General features: G+C 62.0%; 13 protein-coding genes. 5 read left to right on the forward strand and 8 right to left on the reverse strand.

Annotation, left to right across the window (positions count from 1 at the left end; genetic code table 11):
• Positions 1 to 19: 19 nt before the first annotated feature.
• Positions 20 to 256 carry a hypothetical protein gene (locus OLZ32_RS10080; RefSeq protein ID WP_264420831.1) on the reverse strand — a complete coding sequence of 79 codons (237 nt, stop codon included), beginning with the start codon at positions 254 to 256 and terminating at the stop codon, positions 20 to 22.
• Between OLZ32_RS10080 and OLZ32_RS10085 the strand changes: the two genes are divergently transcribed.
• Positions 255 to 3,584, forward strand: coding sequence for a DUF1217 domain-containing protein (locus OLZ32_RS10085; protein WP_264420833.1), 3,330 nt, complete (start codon positions 255 to 257; stop codon positions 3,582 to 3,584). The two genes, OLZ32_RS10080 and OLZ32_RS10085, sit on opposite strands and share 2 nt — an antisense overlap.
• Positions 3,585 to 3,602: 18 nt before the next feature.
• Here OLZ32_RS10085 and OLZ32_RS10090 read toward each other — a convergent pair whose 3' ends face one another.
• From OLZ32_RS10090 to OLZ32_RS10100, 3 genes are all read right to left on the reverse strand, one after another.
• Complete coding sequence (locus tag OLZ32_RS10090; protein ID WP_264420836.1) at positions 3,603 to 5,033, reverse strand: FAD-binding oxidoreductase; 1,431 nt, start codon at positions 5,031 to 5,033, stop codon at positions 3,603 to 3,605.
• 32 nt (positions 5,034 to 5,065) lie between these two features.
• Positions 5,066 to 6,040, reverse strand: a complete 975-nt coding sequence (locus OLZ32_RS10095; RefSeq protein ID WP_264420839.1) for an L-threonylcarbamoyladenylate synthase — start codon at positions 6,038 to 6,040, stop codon at positions 5,066 to 5,068.
• A gap of 140 nt (positions 6,041 to 6,180) precedes the next feature.
• Entirely contained in the window at positions 6,181 to 6,789 is a 609-nt protein-coding gene (locus OLZ32_RS10100) for a DUF6656 family protein (RefSeq protein ID WP_003545901.1), read from the reverse strand.
• Between the two features lie 418 nt (positions 6,790 to 7,207).
• On the opposite strand from OLZ32_RS10100, the gene OLZ32_RS10105 reads away from it, so the two are divergent.
• A complete protein-coding gene (locus tag OLZ32_RS10105) occupies positions 7,208 to 8,452 on the forward strand; it encodes an aromatic ring-hydroxylating oxygenase subunit alpha (RefSeq protein ID WP_264420842.1) in 1,245 nt (414 codons plus the stop codon).
• 227 nt (positions 8,453 to 8,679) lie between these two features.
• Positions 8,680 to 9,147 (forward strand): BA14K family protein, encoded by a 468-nt coding sequence (locus tag OLZ32_RS10110; protein WP_264397055.1) that lies wholly within the window; start codon positions 8,680 to 8,682, stop codon positions 9,145 to 9,147.
• 180 nt (positions 9,148 to 9,327) lie between these two features.
• Here the strand turns inward: OLZ32_RS10110 and OLZ32_RS10115 are convergent, their stop codons facing one another.
• Positions 9,328 to 10,323, reverse strand: coding sequence for a transporter (locus OLZ32_RS10115; RefSeq protein WP_264420844.1), 996 nt, complete (start codon positions 10,321 to 10,323; stop codon positions 9,328 to 9,330).
• Between the two features lie 209 nt (positions 10,324 to 10,532).
• On the opposite strand from OLZ32_RS10115, the gene OLZ32_RS10120 reads away from it, so the two are divergent.
• A complete protein-coding gene (locus OLZ32_RS10120; protein ID WP_264420845.1) occupies positions 10,533 to 12,311 on the forward strand; it encodes an acyl-CoA dehydrogenase in 1,779 nt (592 codons plus the stop codon).
• Positions 12,312 to 12,340: 29 nt separating this feature from the next.
• Positions 12,341 to 13,096 (forward strand): crotonase/enoyl-CoA hydratase family protein, encoded by a 756-nt coding sequence (locus OLZ32_RS10125; RefSeq protein ID WP_264420847.1) that lies wholly within the window; start codon positions 12,341 to 12,343, stop codon positions 13,094 to 13,096.
• A 62-nt stretch (positions 13,097 to 13,158) separates the two neighbouring features.
• Here OLZ32_RS10125 and OLZ32_RS10130 read toward each other — a convergent pair whose 3' ends face one another.
• From OLZ32_RS10130 to OLZ32_RS10140, 3 genes are read right to left on the reverse strand one after another with little or no spacing between them, the layout of a single operon-like run.
• Positions 13,159 to 14,169, reverse strand: coding sequence for an MBL fold metallo-hydrolase (locus OLZ32_RS10130; RefSeq protein ID WP_264420849.1), 1,011 nt, complete (start codon positions 14,167 to 14,169; stop codon positions 13,159 to 13,161).
• Positions 14,170 to 14,171: 2 nt separating this feature from the next.
• Positions 14,172 to 15,422, reverse strand: a complete 1,251-nt coding sequence (locus OLZ32_RS10135) for a class I SAM-dependent RNA methyltransferase (protein WP_264397060.1) — start codon at positions 15,420 to 15,422, stop codon at positions 14,172 to 14,174.
• On the reverse strand, positions 15,419 to 16,204 hold the full coding sequence (locus OLZ32_RS10140; protein WP_003545911.1) for a TlyA family RNA methyltransferase: 786 nt from the start codon (positions 16,202 to 16,204) through the stop codon (positions 15,419 to 15,421). Before OLZ32_RS10140 ends, OLZ32_RS10135 begins: the two co-directional genes overlap by 4 nt.
• Between the last annotated feature and the right edge of the window lie 27 nt (positions 16,205 to 16,231).

Below are 16,231 nucleotides of genomic sequence, written 5' to 3' on the forward strand. Positions count from 1 at the left end.
CCTTGGGACTTTTCGTCCTCTATCGCCGACAATAGGCACCCGCCGTTCCGTACAGCTTAAAAATTGCGGTTAAGAAAACTTTGCCTCCTCTGATGGTTATCAAAACCGAATCCGGCAGGGTTTCCGGAAGGTGAACGGTGTGGTGTCCTGAAATGATGCATCCACAGGTAAGCCTCAGGTAAGCTTTCCATGGCAAAATGTGCTCACCAGCAGTTCGTCGTTTTTTAGAAATTTGGGTGAAAAGGGCGCTTTTCATGATCTCGGCTTCCCTCGCTTACACGATCCTGTCGCGGGATATGACGTCCAGCCTCAACAAGGTTGCGTCGCAGGCGACGGTCAAGAAGGATGCTCAATACTACGCCGACCATATCAACAAGGTCGAAAACGTCGACGATTTCCTCGGCGACTACAAGCTCTACAGCTATGCAATGAAGGCCTATGGTCTCGAGGACATGACCTATGCCAAGGCCTTCATGAAAAAGGTGCTCGAAAGCGACCTCACAGACCCCAACAGCTACGCCAACAAGCTTTCCGATACGCGTTATCGCGAATTCGCCGCCGCCTTCAATTTCAATGCGCCGGAGAAGGATGTGCAGACAGACGCGCAGGAGGACGACCTGATCGGCCTCTACAAACAGTCCTTCGTCGATGCCGACAAGGCCGCCAGCGCCGAGAGTACCTATTACAGCAACAATATCGATAGCGTGCAGACCGTCGACGACCTGGTCAACAACACCCGGCTGCGCACCTATGTGCTGAAGACTTTCAACATCGATCCGACCTATGCGTCGAAGGATTTTCTGCGGCAGGTGCTGACGAGCGATCTCAGCGACCCCACGAGCGTCGTCAACACCCAAGGCGGCGACAAGTACAAGGCGCTTGCCGCCCAGTTCAGCTTCAATGCCGACGGCACCGTCACCGGCACGGCGCAGACCGCCGCGCAGAAGGCCTCGGTCATCGAATCCTACACCCTGAATTCCCAGTCCGTCATCATCGACAATTCGGTCGGTTCGGACGTCTATTACGTGGGCCAGACGGCGGCGGACTATAACAAGGCCTATTACACGGCGAAGATCGGCACGATCACCAATGTCGACGATCTGGTCGCCGACAAGCGCCTGACCTCTTATATCACGACGGCCTACAGCATGGGCGCCGACTTCACCGCCGCAGCGCTGCGCACGGTGCTGACCGATCCCGGTTATGCGCAGCTGATGGGCTTTACCAATGTCTACAACGCTTTCAACTTCAAGGCTGACGGGTCGGCCTCCAGCACGGCGCGCGTCCAGACGGTCGACCAGGCGAACAATCTGAAGAACGCCGCCGCGATGACCGGCAACTACTATACCACGACATCCCAGTCGACCGGCATCACCAACGTCGATGATCTGCTCGCCGACAATGTACTGGCGCGCTACATCAAGGATGCCTATGGTCTCGGCACGGACTTCAGCAATGCCGAGCTGAAGAACATCCTGACCGATTCGGCCTATGCCGCGGCCCAGGGCCATGCCGATCTCAATGCCGACTTCAACTTCCAGGCAGACGGTTCGATCAACGGTTCCGTGATCCAGACCGCGGCGCAGCGGAAATCGACGACCGACAAGTCGGCGGCGAATGCAGCACATTTCAACAGCATGATCGGCAACGTCACCGATGTCGACGACATCATGTCGGATGCGGTTGCGGTCAGCTATATCAGAAACAGCATGCAGATCGCAGACAGCGTCTCCGATGCGACATTGAGGACTTTCCTCGTCGACCGCACGGCTGCCAGCGCCCAGGGCTACAGCGACGTTCACGACCTCTTCAACTTCAAATCGGACGGTTCGATCGCGACCCTTTACGCCTCGCAAACGGCGACGCAAAGTGCCAGCACCACCAGCAAGGCCGACAATGCGGCAGTCTATTACCAGTCGACCATCGCCGGCATCTCAAACGTCGATCAGTTGCTGGCGGACCAGAAGCTGAACAATTTCGTGCGCAACGCCTACGGCATCCCGTCGACGGTCAGCGACGTCGACCTTCGCGCTATCCTGACCGATCAGAGCGGCACCGGCACCTATGCCGACGTTGCCGCCGCCTTCAATTTCAAGGCGGATGGCACGCTTGAGGACGGCATGGCGGCGCAGACGGCGACCCAGATCAGCAGCACGAAATTTGCCGCTACGGCGCGCACGGATGATTATTCCGCCAGGATGTCGACGATCAGCAATGTCGATGATCTGCTTGCCGACAGCGTCATTACCAATTTCCTGAAGAGCACCTACAATCTGCCGTTCAATATTTCGGACGCCGATCTGAAGAGCATCCTGACCGATGCGACGGCCGCTGCCGCAGCCGGCCATGCCGATCTCAATGCCGACTTCAATTTCGCCGCCGACGGATCGCTTCCTGTCGTCAGCTCGGCCCAGACGGCAGACCAGGCACAGACCACCAACGACAATTATGCGGCGCGCTACGACGACGAACGCGACGAGGCGATCGACGAGGTCGCATCCAACTACCAGAAGCTTATGGCCGACAGCAGCAGCCTGCTGAATTTCTCCGACGTCAACAGCGTCAATGATTTCCTGCGCAGCAATTCGGCGGCCGATTTCAGCAAGAGCAACGACAATCTGCCGGATCTCTTCCATGTGGCGCTGCAGGCCTTCGGTCTGACCGACCAGGAGGTCTCGCGCTCGATGATGCGCAAGATCCTGACGAGCGATGCCTATGATCCGGATGGCTATGTCGCCTCGCTCAAGGATGAACGCATCACCAATCTTGCCCGCGCCTTCAACTTCGGCCCCGACGGCAAGGCGGCATCACCCTTCCAGGCGCTGCCCGACGCGACCATGGCCAAATACGCCACCGACTATAGATCGCATATCACCATGCTGATGAAGGACGGTCCGGTGAAGGACAAGGCGGCGAAGGACGCGACGGCTGAAGTCGACTATTTCGCCAAGGGCATGGCGAAGGTAAAGTCGCTCGACGATTTCCTCGACGACAGCCGCCTGACCGACCTGGTGCTGAAGGCGAACAACCTTGATCCGAAGGATTACGACAAGGCGACGCTCAAGAAGATCTTCACATCCGATCCCGACGACAAGAAGAGCTATCTCAACGCCACCGCCGATGCGCGATTCCAGGACATCGTCGCTGCCTTCAATTTCGACAAGGACGGCAACCTGACCCGCGCCAAGATCGGCACCATCCAGAACAAGGCGGCCGAGGAGCATACGCAGGAGCTCTACGTTCAGCAGACGATGGAAGCCCAGCAAGGCGAAAGCAATGACGGCGTCCGTCTGGCGCTCTATTTCAGCCGCAAGGCCTCGAGCATCACCTCGATCTATGGGATCCTCGGCGACAAGGCGCTCTATCAGGTCATCACAACAGCCTACAGCCTGCCGTCGCAGATCTCGGGCATGGATGTGGCCAAGCAGGCCGATCTCATCAACCGCTTCGTCAAGCTCGAGGATCTCCAGGATCCGAAGAAGGTCGACAAGCTGCTGCGCCGGTTTACCGCGATGTACGACGTCCAGAACGCCACGCAGCAGTCGCCGGCGCTGATGATCCTCACCAACGGCGGCACGCAGTAGGCCTGATGGCGTGCAGCCTCACGGATCGAGGCTGACAACCTTTCCCGGGTTCATGATATCGGCTGGGTCGAAGGCGCGTTTGATGCGGCGCATCAGGTCGATTTCGATTGCCGGGCGGATCGCCGCCAGTTCGTCGCGCTTCAGCTGGCCGATGCCGTGCTCGGCCGAGATCGAGCCGCCATGCGCCAGCACCAGCCCATGCACGATATGGTTCATCTCGCGCCAGCGAGCGATGAAGGCGGCCTTGTCGGCGCCGAGCGGCTGGGAAATATTGTAATGAATATTGCCGTCGCCCATATGGCCGAAGGCGCAGATGCGGGCGCCCGGCATCGCCGCCATGACAGCTTCTTCGGCCTCAGCCATGAAATGCGGGATCTTCGACACCGGCACGGAAACATCGTGCTTGATCGACCCGCCTTCCGGCTTCTGCGCATCCGACATGCTTTCGCGCATGTGCCAGATCGCCTTCTGCTGCGCTACCGATGCAGCGATCGCGGCATCAAGCACCAGCCCGGCCTCGAAACCCTGCTCCAGCACGCCATTCATCATCCGCTCCGCCGTCTCGGCAGAATCCGACGTCGATATGTCGATCAGCACGTACCAGGGATAGGCCGCGTCCAGCGGATCGCGCACGCCGTCGATGTGGCGCGTGGTAATCTCGACGCCGAAACGCGGCATCAGCTCGAAACCGGTCAGCGAGGCGCCGCAGAGGCTGGAGGCGAGGTTGAAGAGGGCAAGGGCATCGACCACCGAATTCAGGCCGGCGAATGCCACCTGATGACCGAGCGGCTGGGGAAAGAGCTTCAGCACCGCGCCGGTGATGATGCCGAGCGTGCCCTCGGCGCCGATGAAGAGATCGCGCAGGTCGTAGCCGGTATTGTCCTTCTTCAGGCGGCGCAGCCCGTCCCAGATTTCGCCGGTCGGCAGCACCACTTCGAGGCCGAGGCAGAGCTGGCGCATATTGCCGTAGGCAAGCACGGCCGTGCCGCCGGCATTGGTGGAAAGGTTGCCGCCGATGCGGCAGGAGCCCTCCGAGCCGAGCGACAGCGGAAACAGCCGCCCATGCGCTTCGGCTGCCTTCTGCACCTCGGCAAGGATGGCGCCGCCGTCTGCCACCAGCACGTTCGCCACCGGATCGACATCGCGGATCCTGTTCATGCGCTCGAGCGACAGGATGACATCGGACTTGCCCTGACGCGGCGTCTGGCCGCCGACGAGGCCGGTATTGCCGGTCTGCGGCACGATCGCCGTGCCCGTCTCCGTCGCGAGCTTCATGATCTCAGAGACTTCCTCGACCGAACCGGGTTTCAAGAGGAGAGGGGAGGAGCCGTGGTAGAGCCCGCGGTTTTCGATCAGATGCGGCGCAAGATCGGCCTCGCTGCGAAGCGCGTATTTTTCGCCGACGATCGCAATAAAGCGGTCGAGATCCTCGTTGGAAATGCTGCTCATCGGGCTCGATTCTCCATCCTATTCCCGGTCCTTCAGTCGCGAGGCGCGGCTGCCCGCTGCAGCCGGTCGTTGATCGCTTCGCCCAACCCTTCCTCAGGAATGGGCGAAAAGGCGATGCTCCGGGCACCGCTGGCATCGGCCCGCTTCATGTAGTCGAAAAGATTGGCCGCGGCCTCTGCAAGGTCGCCGTGCGGGCTGAGATCAAGCACGATCCGCGCACTGTCCGCGCCGGAGACCGCAGCGCTGCCGAAGGCGATAAGCGCTTCGCCGGGTTCGACTGCCGTTGCATTGAGCCGCACGGAAGCACCCGGCGCGTAATGCGAGGCGAGCATGCCCGGCGCTTCGATGGCCGCCGATGCTGCCTTCGCCCGCAGCAGCGGTTGGCCGGCGATGCGCTCGATCTCGCGCGCCGCCAGTCCACCCGGCCGAAGCAGCCGCAGTCGGCCGCCCTCTGCCTTGACGATCGTCGATTCGACGCCGACAGCGCTTGGACCTGCATCGAGGATCAGCGGGATTTTCGCCCCGAGATCGGCTTCGACATGGGCGGCACTCGTGGCGCTGACCCCGCCCGAGGTATTGGCGCTGGGGGCTGCGAGCGGCCGTCCGAAGGCGCCGATCAACGCGCCTGCAAATCCCTTCGGCACGCGGATGCCGACGCTGTCGAGCCCGGCGGTCGCCAGCGAATGGATCGAGCTCTGAGGCTTCAGCGGCAGCACGAGGGTCAGCGGGCCGGGCCAGAAGGCTGCAGCGAGCGCCCGCGAGACCGGGTCGAATTCGGCATGTTCCTCGGCCATCGCGAGATCGGCCATGTGGCAGATCAGCGGGTTGAAGCGCGGCCGTCCCTTTGTCTCGTAGATGCGGGCGATGGCCAAAGGATTGGTGGCGTCGGCGGCAAGGCCATAGACGGTCTCCGTCGGGATGGCGATGGCAAAGCCGTCCGCAAGAGCGGCCGAGGCCGCCTCGAGCGCTGCCTGCCTGTCCGCCGTGATGTCGATTATGCGTGCCATGTCCTGCCCGTGTTAGTCTTGGCAGTCATTAGGCTTTCCGCCGTCCGCGATCAATCGCGTTGTATGCTTGTCGCCCAAAAGTGTGCAGCGGTTTTGGGACAACGACATGCATCAAGCAAGGACTTGAAGCGCGTCGCGCTTTAGAGTTGCCGGATGATTTCGCGCAGCTGTTCGTTGCGGGCGCCGAGCAGCAGGATGTTGCGGATCGCTGCCTGCGGATCGTGGGTGCGGAAGAGCAGGCCGTTGCCGCGCACGGAGCGGTCGATGGTCATCTTTTCCGCGGAGTCCTCGCCCGGTTTGATCGCGACGGCGAAATACATGCGGGAATAACCGACATCGATGCGCTCGAAGAAATTGTCGTTATCGCCGATGTCGGAATAGAAATTGGAGATGTAGAAGGCCCAGCTTACCTCTTCGTAATGGGCGAATTTCGTCCGCGCGGCGGTGACGTGGCAATAGCCGAGATGCGGGCTGTCCTCCAGCGTCCGGTGGAAGATCATCTTCGGAAACTGGATCGAGTGGTGAAAGCCGTTGATGTGCTGATGCGTCTTCTCGCCGGCCACCTGCAGCTTGCGGCCGGTCTTCGCGGCGACCTCGTCATGGGTGAAATACCGCTTTTCCTCGGCCAGCCAATGCCGCCGCTCGCGGGGGATGCGGCCGGTGCGGAGGAATTCGGAATGGGCGGCAATCAGCTGCGGCTCTTGCGATCTGCTCGCATCTTTCGCGTCGAAATAACGGAGTCTGGCCATGGTTCGCGTTCTTCGGTCGGTCGGTGATCATCAGGAGGATAGGACCGTATGCTTAAGGCGATGTTAAAAAATGACCCCACAGCCGGCCGGCTGAAGGGCAAATGCCGGCAGATGTCGCAAACGCGACTGACATCGACATCAGGCGGCCGACCTCTTTGCGGAGCGGGTCTTTACGCCATGTCGCAATTGAGGATAATTGCCCGGAGAGTCGGGCGATGTCATCGACCGGGATCGGCAGCTTGCGGCTTGCCGCATCCTGTCGTCAATTTCGAAGCCGATGTCGCATTACAACCACGCGGCAGGCAGGCTCGGTGATTAAATGACGCCATGAACACTTCTCCCGCAGGAGAAGGAAGCGGGCGCGCTTCCGCCGGCCTTCTTGCCGGAAGGCGGCAGCCGGGTGCACGAGGACATGAAGATGGATATTCGCAGCAACGTTTTGCGTCAGCTCAAGAGCCGCCGTGAGGGCTTCAGCCTCGAACAGCCGTTCTATATCGACGAGGATTATTTCCAGCTCGACATGGAGATGATCTATTATCGCGACTGGCTGTTCATCGGCCATGATTGCGAGCTGCCGAAGCCGGGCGCCTATTTCACCGTCCAGATCGGCAGCTATCCCGTCGTCATCGTCCGCGGCCGTGACAATGTCATCCGCGCTTTCCACAACAGCTGTCGCCATCGCGGCTCGCGCGTCTGCACCAAGGAGCACGGCTCGTCCGTGCGTCTCGTCTGTCCCTATCATCAGTGGACCTATGATCTCGAAGGCAAGCTCGCTTTCGCCCGCCACATGGGCGATGATTTCGACAAATCAGGTTTCAACCTGAAGCCTGTCCATTGCGAAACCGTCGCAGGCTTTGTCTTCATCTGCCTTGCCAACACCGCCCCGGATTTCCAGCCGGTGCGCGACAAGATCGAACCCTATGTCGCGCCGCACCGGATCAGCGAGAGCAAGGTCGCCTTCCAGAGCACGATCATCGAGAAGGGCAACTGGAAGCTTGTCTGGGAAAACAACCGCGAGTGCTATCACTGCGCCGCCAATCACCCCGAACTCTGCCGCACCTATCCCGAAGCGCCGAGCGTGACCGGCACGGATGGCGGCGCCGACGATCCCGAGATCGCCGGCCATTGGGCGCGCTGCGAAGCCGCCGGGCTGCCGAGCAAGTTCCAGATTTCGCCGGACGGTCAGTTCCGCACCGCCCGCATGCCGCTGATCGAGGATGCCGAAAGCTACACAATGTCGGGCAAGCGCGCCGTCAAGCGTCCGCTCTCCGACGATATCTCGATCGGCCATATCGGCACCATGCTGCTCTTCCACTACCCGACGACGTGGAACCACCTGCTCGGCGACCATGCCATCTCCTTCCGCGTCCTGCCGCTCAGCGCCAACGAGACTGCGGTGACGACCAAGTGGCTCGTCCACAAGGACGCCGTCGAGGGCGTGGATTATAATCTCGAAGAACTGACCCATGTCTGGACCGAAACCAACGATCAGGATCGCCGCATCGTCGAGGAAAACGCCTTCGGCATTCACTCGCCTGCCTATGAGCCCGGCCCCTATTCCGCCTTGCATGAAGGCGGCGTCATGCAGTTCCTCGAATGGTATTCGAACTTCATGGTCAACCGCCTGCAGGGCGATCAGGCGAAATTCTCCGTCGTTGCGTAGATCCGGATGAATCCGGATCTAAATTAAAGAAGCAGAGCATGATGTCGTCCGAAAACCGCTCACACTTTTCGGCGTCATGCTCTAAGCGCTTTGCTGCGCCGGTTAATCTCCGGTTCAGTTCAGACTCTTTAAAAGGGACAGCAGCCGGCCCAAGCTGCTTTTGGAACCATTCGGGCGCGAAAGCGTTCCTGGGCAGGCGGTGATCGCTGTAGAATGGAGATGAAGCAATGATCGGGTTGAGAAACAAGATTGCGACCGCAGTTCTGGCTGCTGCCGTAGTGCTGACGGGCTTTGCGCCGTCGCAGGCAATCCAGATGCCCACCGCCCCGCAGATGGAAAAATCCTCCGCCGTCGAGAATGTCCAATATCGCCGCTATTATCGTCCCGGTTACCGGCCTGGCTATCGTCCCGGCGCCTACTACCGCCCCGGCTATTACGGCGGCTATCGCGGATATTCCTATTACCGCCCGGGATACCGTCGTTATAACGGCTACTGGTATCCGCTCGCCGCCTTCGGCGCCGGCGCAGTCATCGGCGGCGCCATTGTCGCGCAGCCGCGTTATGTCGAGCCTGCACCCCGCATGGGTTCGAGCCACGTCGCCTGGTGCGCCAACCGCTACCGGTCCTATCGCGCTTACGACAACACGTTCCAACCCTATAACGGCCCGCGCCAGCAGTGCTATTCGCCGTATTGAGAAACGTGCCGTTCTCGAGAAACGTCTGCCCCTCACCCTAACGAAGGACGGGTCGAGACCCGAGGCTCGACCCCGGTGGTGCCGGCAGGCGGATGAGGGTGCGGGTTGCTCCCCATCGGATCGAGGCTTAGGTCCACGAACCTAAGCTTACCCCCGACAGTCACGCCCGCACGTCTACCCTCAAAGAATGTCCACCCGCCGCAGCAGCCACCAGGCAAAGGCAATGGAGGCGACGATGAGGACGACGGCGTATTCCGTGCCGTAGTCGCCGACGGCGAAGGGCAGGTTTGCCGTGTTCATGCCGAAAAAGCCGGTCACCAGCGTCGGCGGCAGCAGGAAGGCCGTCATGATCGACAGCAGGTATAGGTGGCGGTTGGTTTCGGAGGATTGTTTCGAATCGATTTCTTCGTGCAGCAGGCGTGCCCGGTCCTGCAGCGCATAGATATCGTGGTCGACCGTTTCCAGCCGGCTCGTCAGCCGCCGCGCCACATCGTCGAAGCCGAAGGGCATCTCGTCGTCGTCGGCCGCCGCCGCCCGGCGCATCAGCGCCAGCACGGTGCGCAGATGCCGATGCAGCCGGACCACGGTGCGCCGCACCGGCGCCAGGCGCCGGCGTTCATCGCGCTGCGCGCTGTCGTAGACGATATCCTCGATCTGGTTCAGTTCTTCGGTCAGCTCGATGACGATCGCGATCAGCGTGCGCTGGAATTCGATCACCAGCAGTTCGAAGAGATCGACCGGCCGGGAAAATTTGCCCGGGTTCTTCTCGATCAGCGCCCGCGCCCGTTCGACGCTGCGCAGCGGCTGCAGCCTTGTGGTGATGAGGAAGCGGTCGGACATGGCAAAATGCAGCCAGCCGAGATTGTTGGTATCCTGGGCGAAATCGCGCTGGCAATCGACAAGCGTGCCATAGAGCATCTGCTCGTCGACGGTGATTGCCGCGTGCGTGTCCCGCGTCGTCAGCGCCGATTTCGCGTCCTCCGTTAGCCCCTCCAGCGTATCGAGCAGGGCCGGCACGCGGGCGTCGACAAGGTTGAGATGCAGCCAGTAGAAACAATTGTCGGCGGTCAGTTCCGCCACCGTCGCACTATTGTTCAGTCGCGCCGCGGTCTTTTCTTCGGGCGAGAAGCGATAGGCCCAGACGAAACCGGGTATGTTGACGGGCAATGTATCCATTGTTCGCCGGTCCTTTGCGAAGGCGATGTCTTCCCTTAGAGATTGTTCATGACGTTCATTTGTCCAAAGGTGCAAGAGCAAAGCGCCATGTCAGGCGATTTATCGCATGGTGGCTGAGGAAATCGAAATTGACGTTTACGTAAAAATCAATTAGCCCTTGCCTCGGAGGGGCTTTGCCGCGCGCGAGGCCGGTCTGCGGAGGAAAAACCATGTACAAGGCGCCCGTCGAAGAAATAGCGTTCACGTTGAAGCACGTAGCGGGCATGGGCGAGGCGATTTCAAAAGGGCTGCTCGGCGATCTCGGCGAAGATCTGGTCGACGCCATCCTCGCCGAGGCGGGACGTTTTGCCACAGAGGAAGTGGCGCCTCTCGCCGAAATCGGCGACCGCCAGGGCGCCCGGCTGATCGATGGCGAGGTCCGGCTGCCGGATGGCTGGCGCGATCTCTATCGCCATTGGATCGCCGGCGGCTGGAACGGCCTGACGGCGCCGGAGGCCTTCGGCGGCCAGGCCTTGCCGCATATGCTGAATGTCGCAGCACTCGAAATGTGGAATTCCGGTTCCATGGCCTTTGCGCTCGCTCCTACCCTGACGATGGGCGCCATCGAGGCGGTCAGCGTCCATGGCAGTTCTGCGCTGAAAGACACATATCTCGAAAAGATGGTCTCCGGCGAATGGACCGGCACCATGAACCTGACGGAGCCGCATGCCGGCTCCGATCTCGGCGTGCTGAAAGCCCGCGCCGAGCGCTGCGATGACGGCAGCTACCGCCTGTTCGGCCAGAAGATCTTCATCACCTGGGGTGAGCATGACGCGGCCGACAACATCATCCATCTGGTGCTGGCCCGTCTGCCGGATGCGCCGGCCGGCACACGCGGCATCTCGCTCTTCCTGGTGCCGAAATTCCTGGTGAACGACGACGGCTCGCTTGGGCCCCGCAACGATCTCTTCTGCCATTCGCTGGAGCACAAGCTCGGCATCCATGGCTCGCCGACCTGCACGATGATCTACGGCGACGGAAAATTCGGCGGTGAAAAGGGCGCTGTGGGATGGCTGGTCGGCGAGGAGAACAAGGGACTGGCCTGCATGTTCACGATGATGAACAATGCCCGCCTTGCCGTCGGCATGCAGGGCGTGGCGATCGCGGAGGCCGCCACCCAGAAGGCGCTCGCCTATGCCAGGGAACGCACCCAGGGCAGGGCGCCGGGTTCGAGCGGCGCCGGCATGAGCCCGATCGTCGAACATCCCGATGTCGCCCGCATGCTCCTCACCATGAAGGCGCTGACCCAAGGGGCGCGCGCCATCTCCTATGCCTGCGCCCATGCGATCGACATGTCCCACCGGGCAGGGGAGACTAGTCGCCACTGGCAGGAGCGCGCCGCCCTTTTGACGCCGATCGCCAAATCCTTCTCGACCGATGCCGGCGTCGACGTCGCCTCGCTCGGCATTCAGGTGCATGGCGGCATGGGCTTTATCGAGGAGACGGGTGCTGCGCGTTATCTCCGTGATGCCCGCATCGCCCCGATCTATGAGGGCACCAACGGCATCCAGGCGATCGACCTCGTCACCCGCAAGCTGCCGCTCTCCGGCGGTGATCAGGTGAAGGGCTTCATCGCCGAGCTTAGAGAGATCGCCGACGACGTCCGCCGCTCCAATCTTGATGGTTTCGGCGAGAGCGCTGTGAGGCTCGACGCGGCGATCGGCGATCTCGAGCAGGCGACCGCCTGGCTGATAAAGACGCTTGCCGATGAGAAGGCCGCCGAGGCGCTTTCGGGTGCCACCCCCTATCAGCGCCTGTTCGGCCTCGTGCTCACCAGCTGTTATCTTGCCAAGGGCGGTCTCGCCGAGGGAGTCGATGGGGCAGGCGAGGGCCGCATCGCGCTCTGCCGCTTCGCCGCCGAAAACTTGCTTGCCGAGACCGCAGCCCTGCGCGACCGCGTCGTCAACGGCGCGGCAAGCCTTGCCGCCGCCCGTATCCTGCTTGCCTGAGGAGACCCCATGACCTCTGAGGAAACCCAATGACCGATCACATCATCGTCGAGCAGCCTTCCGCCTATCCCGGCGTCCAGTCTATCCGCTTCAATCGGCCGGAGAAGAAGAACGCCATTACCCGGGCCATGTACCGGACAATGGCCGATGCGCTGAATGCGGCCAACACAAATCCCGGCATCCGTGCCACCGCTTTGCTCGGCACCGAAGGCTGCTTTTCGGCCGGCAACGACATGAACGATTTTCTGGCTGCCGCGATGGGCGGCCGCGGCCTGGAGCAGGAAATCCTCGATTTCCTCTATGCGCTGGTGAATGCCGAAAAACCCGTCGTCTCCGGCGTCGACGGCCTTGCGATCGGCATCGGCACGACGATCCATCTCCATTGCGACCTGACCATCGCATCCAGCCGCAGCCAGTTCCGCACCCCCTTCGTCGATCTGGCGCTGGTGCCGGAGGCCGGTTCCAGCCTCGTCGCGCCGCGCCTGATGGGGCATCAGCGCGCCTTCGCCCTGCTGGCGGCCGGCGAAGCATTCTCCGCCGAGGAAGCGAAGGAAGCCGGCCTGGTCTGGAGGGTCGTTGAGTCAGGCGAGGTCGATGCCGTGACGCTTGGCCTCGCCGCAAAGCTCGCGGCCAAGCCGCCGGAGGCGCTGCGCATCGCCCGCGATCTCATTCGCGGCGATCGTGGCGAGATCATCGCCCGCATCGATGAGGAGGCGCGCTATTTCTCCGCGCGGCTGAAAAGCGCCGAGGCTCGGGCGGCCTTCGAAGCCTTCATGCGCCGCTGAGCATCGCTTCTCGGTGATCTCGGTCAGCAGGCCGACCAACACCGGGAGCAAACGGATAGCGATTAGGCCGCCGGCACATTGAATACCTCGCCGGCCCTGAGCGGCCGGAACCGTTCCGGGGGAATAGCATGCTCGCGCATTGCGTCTTGCAACGCCCTTGCCGGCGCATCGACCGCTTCATTTGTCAGTTGGAACGTGGCGAAGTGATGCCCGGCCACATAGGCCGCATTCGCCAACTTCATCCCGATCACCGCCTCCTGCGGATTCTGGTGCTGCCCTTTCATGAACCAGCGCGGCTCATAGGCGCCGAAGGGTAAAATGGCCAAGCGAAAGCCGCCATGCTTCTGCTGTGCCGCTTTGTAATTGATGCCGTGGTGAAAGCCCGTATCTCCGACGTGATAAATTTTTCCGGCTGGAGTCGACAGGACGAACGATGCCCAGAGTGCCATCCGGCGGTCGGCGGTTCCGCGCGCGGACCAATGGTGTGCAGGCTCCGCATCAATGCTTATCCCGGCGTGCGAAATGCGCTCGCCCCAGTCCATCGATGTCGTCTGCATATCGGGCACGGCACGGCGTATGATCGTGTCATTGCCGAGTGGCGTCACGACACGTAGCCGATGCTTCGCACCCAACCGCCTGAGCGTTGCAATATCGAGATGATCATAATGATTGTGCGATACCAGCACGAGATCAATTGGCGGCAGATCATCGAACGCGATGCCCGGTTGGACGACGCGCTTGGGTCCAGCAAAAGCGAAGGGACTCGCGCGCTCCGACCACACCGGGTCGGTGAGGATATTGAGCCCAGCGACCTGCACGAGCATTGTTGCATGGCCAACCATGGTCACCCTTAGATCCTCGCCGTCGACGTATGGATCCGGCTTGGCCGCAACGTACGGACTTGGGACCGACCTCGGCCAGCGCTCACGGCCACCGCCGAATTGCCACCGCAGCAGATCGCGGAAACCAAGGGGTTCAATACCTTCGGGATTGAAGAAATGCGTGCCGTCGAAATGATCGGACGCGGGGCCGTTATAATAGGGGTTGCGTCTTTTGGTCTTTCCGACAGGCACGCCTATTTCTCCAGCGTCGCCACCACCTCGACATGCGAGGTCCAGAGGAACTGGTCGATCGGCGTCACCCCGGTGATCCGGTAACCGCCCTCGACGAGGATCGCGAGATCCCGCGCCAGCGTCAGCGGATTGCAGCTGACGGCGACGATCCTCTTCACGCCTGAGCGGGCAAGCTCCTGGCACTGGAACTCGGCACCGGCGCGCGGCGGATCGAAGACGACGGCGTCATAGGGCTTGAACTCCTGCGTCATCAAAGGACGGCGGAAGAGATCGCGCTTTTCGACGGTGACCGGTTTCAGCCCTTGCGTATTGCGGGCCGCATGATCGAGTGCTGCGAGCGCCTTTGCTTCGGCTTCGACGGCGTGCACGCGGCCGATCCGCGCCAGCCGCAGCGAAAACGTGCCGGAGCCGGCAAAGAGATCGGCGATCCGCTTCGACTTGCCGGCATGGGCCATGACCAGCTCCGCCATCGCCTCTTCCGCGGGCTTCGTCGCCTGGGTAAAGCCGCCCGGCGGCGGTGAAACCTGGACGCCGCCGAATTCGACCATCGGCTTCGACGGCTCGACGAGGATTTCGCCGTTCAGCGAAACACGGGCGATGCCGCGCAGGCCGAGCGCGGTCTCGATTGCCTTGCGCCGCTGCGGATCGGAGAGTTTCTTCACCTCGTCGACGGAGATGTCGAGGCCGGAAAGCGTTTCGAGCACCGCGACGCGAAAGGGTTCGGCACTGGTCGCCAGCGATGCCGCAATCGCCCTGATCGCCGGCAGCCGGGCCATGATCCCTGCCGACGAGATCGGACATTCCTCGATGGCGACAATATGGTGGCTTTCGGCCTGGTTGAATCCAACAAGCATGTCCTTCTCGGTCTTGCGCGCCGCAAACACCACGCGCCGCCGTTCGCCCGGCCGGGCCGGAACGATCTCGCCGACCTCCGGCGTCAGCCCCTTGGACTTCAGCGCATCGATGACCAGCTGGCGCTTGAAGGCGCGGTAGGGCGCATCCGCCATATGCTGCAGCGTGCAGCCGCCGCAGGTGCCGTTGACGCCATCCGGGCCGAAATGCCGGCAGGGCGGCTCCTGCCGGTCGGGTGAGGGCGTCGTGATCGACATGATCGTGCCCTGGCTCTTGACCCGGGCGATCGCCACCCTTTCACCCGGCAAGGAGAAGGGCACATAGACAGGTCCGCCGGCGCTGCTGGCGATGCCGTCGCCCTGGGCGCCGAGCTTCTCGATCGTGACGGTTTCGGTGCTCACGGCTTCAATCCTGCCAGAAGGAACTCCTGATTGCCGTCGCCGCCGGAAATCGGGGAGGGGATGAGGCCAAGGCTTTTCCAGCCCATGTCCTCGACGAACCAGCGCTCCAGTTCTGCAGCAACGGCGGGAGCGGACGAGGGGTCCTTCAGCATCCCGCCCTTGCCGATCGCATCGCGCCCGGCCTCGAACTGCGGTTTGACCAGCAGCACAGCGACAGCGCCGGGTTCGGCGATCTCAAGGGCCGGCGCAAGCGCCAGCCTCAGCGTAATGAAGGAGACGTCGGAAACGATGAAGGTGGCAGGATGGCCGATATCCTCTGCGGTCAGGTTGCGGGCGTTGAGGCCCTCCCTGTTCGTCACCCGCGGATCGCCGGATATGCGCGGATGCATCTGCCCATGGCCGACATCGATCGCGGTGACATGCGCGGCACCGCGCTGCAGCAGCACCTCGGTGAAGCCGCCGGTGGAAGCGCCGACATCGAGACAGTGATGGCCGGCGGGATCGAGCCGGAAATGATCGAGTGCGGCGGCAAGCTTCAGTGCGGCGCGCGAGACGTAGTCCTGCGCCGGATCGTCGATCTCGATTGCCGCGTCTGCGCCAAACAGCGCGCCGGCCTTCGTGACCACCTGGCCGCCGATCCTGACGGTGCCGCGCTGCACGGCGTCGCGGGCGCGCGAGCGGCTGGCAAAGAGGCCGAGGGAGACGAGAAGCTGGTCGAGACGTTGGGTGTTTTGATCTGACATCGGCTGTGCATGACCGGCAAAGCCGCCGGTTGCAAGCATTTTGTTCCCAGGACCGTCATTGACCCT

This window comes from Rhizobium acaciae, assembly GCF_025941625.1.
Taxonomy (GTDB): Bacteria; Pseudomonadota; Alphaproteobacteria; order Rhizobiales; family Rhizobiaceae; genus Rhizobium; species Rhizobium acaciae.

Bases quoted from the DNA above. Each gene is read 5' to 3' on its own strand.
- OLZ32_RS10085 (WP_264420833.1), top strand. From the start codon at position 255: ATGATCTCGGCTTCCCTCGCTTACACGATCCTGTCGCGGGATATGACG.
- OLZ32_RS10080 (WP_264420831.1), bottom strand. From the start codon at position 256: ATGAAAAGCGCCCTTTTCACCCAAATTTCTAAAAAACGACGAACTGCT.
- OLZ32_RS10090 (WP_264420836.1), bottom strand. From the start codon at position 5,033: ATGAGCAGCATTTCCAACGAGGATCTCGACCGCTTTATTGCGATCGTC.
- OLZ32_RS10095 (WP_264420839.1), bottom strand. From the start codon at position 6,040: ATGGCACGCATAATCGACATCACGGCGGACAGGCAGGCAGCGCTCGAG.
- OLZ32_RS10100 (WP_003545901.1), bottom strand. From the start codon at position 6,789: ATGGCCAGACTCCGTTATTTCGACGCGAAAGATGCGAGCAGATCGCAA.
- OLZ32_RS10105 (WP_264420842.1), top strand. From the start codon at position 7,208: ATGGATATTCGCAGCAACGTTTTGCGTCAGCTCAAGAGCCGCCGTGAG.
- OLZ32_RS10110 (WP_264397055.1), top strand. From the start codon at position 8,680: ATGATCGGGTTGAGAAACAAGATTGCGACCGCAGTTCTGGCTGCTGCC.
- OLZ32_RS10115 (WP_264420844.1), bottom strand. From the start codon at position 10,323: ATGGATACATTGCCCGTCAACATACCCGGTTTCGTCTGGGCCTATCGC.
- OLZ32_RS10120 (WP_264420845.1), top strand. From the start codon at position 10,533: ATGTACAAGGCGCCCGTCGAAGAAATAGCGTTCACGTTGAAGCACGTA.
- OLZ32_RS10125 (WP_264420847.1), top strand. From the start codon at position 12,341: ATGACCGATCACATCATCGTCGAGCAGCCTTCCGCCTATCCCGGCGTC.
- OLZ32_RS10140 (WP_003545911.1), bottom strand. From the start codon at position 16,204: ATGCTTGCAACCGGCGGCTTTGCCGGTCATGCACAGCCGATGTCAGAT.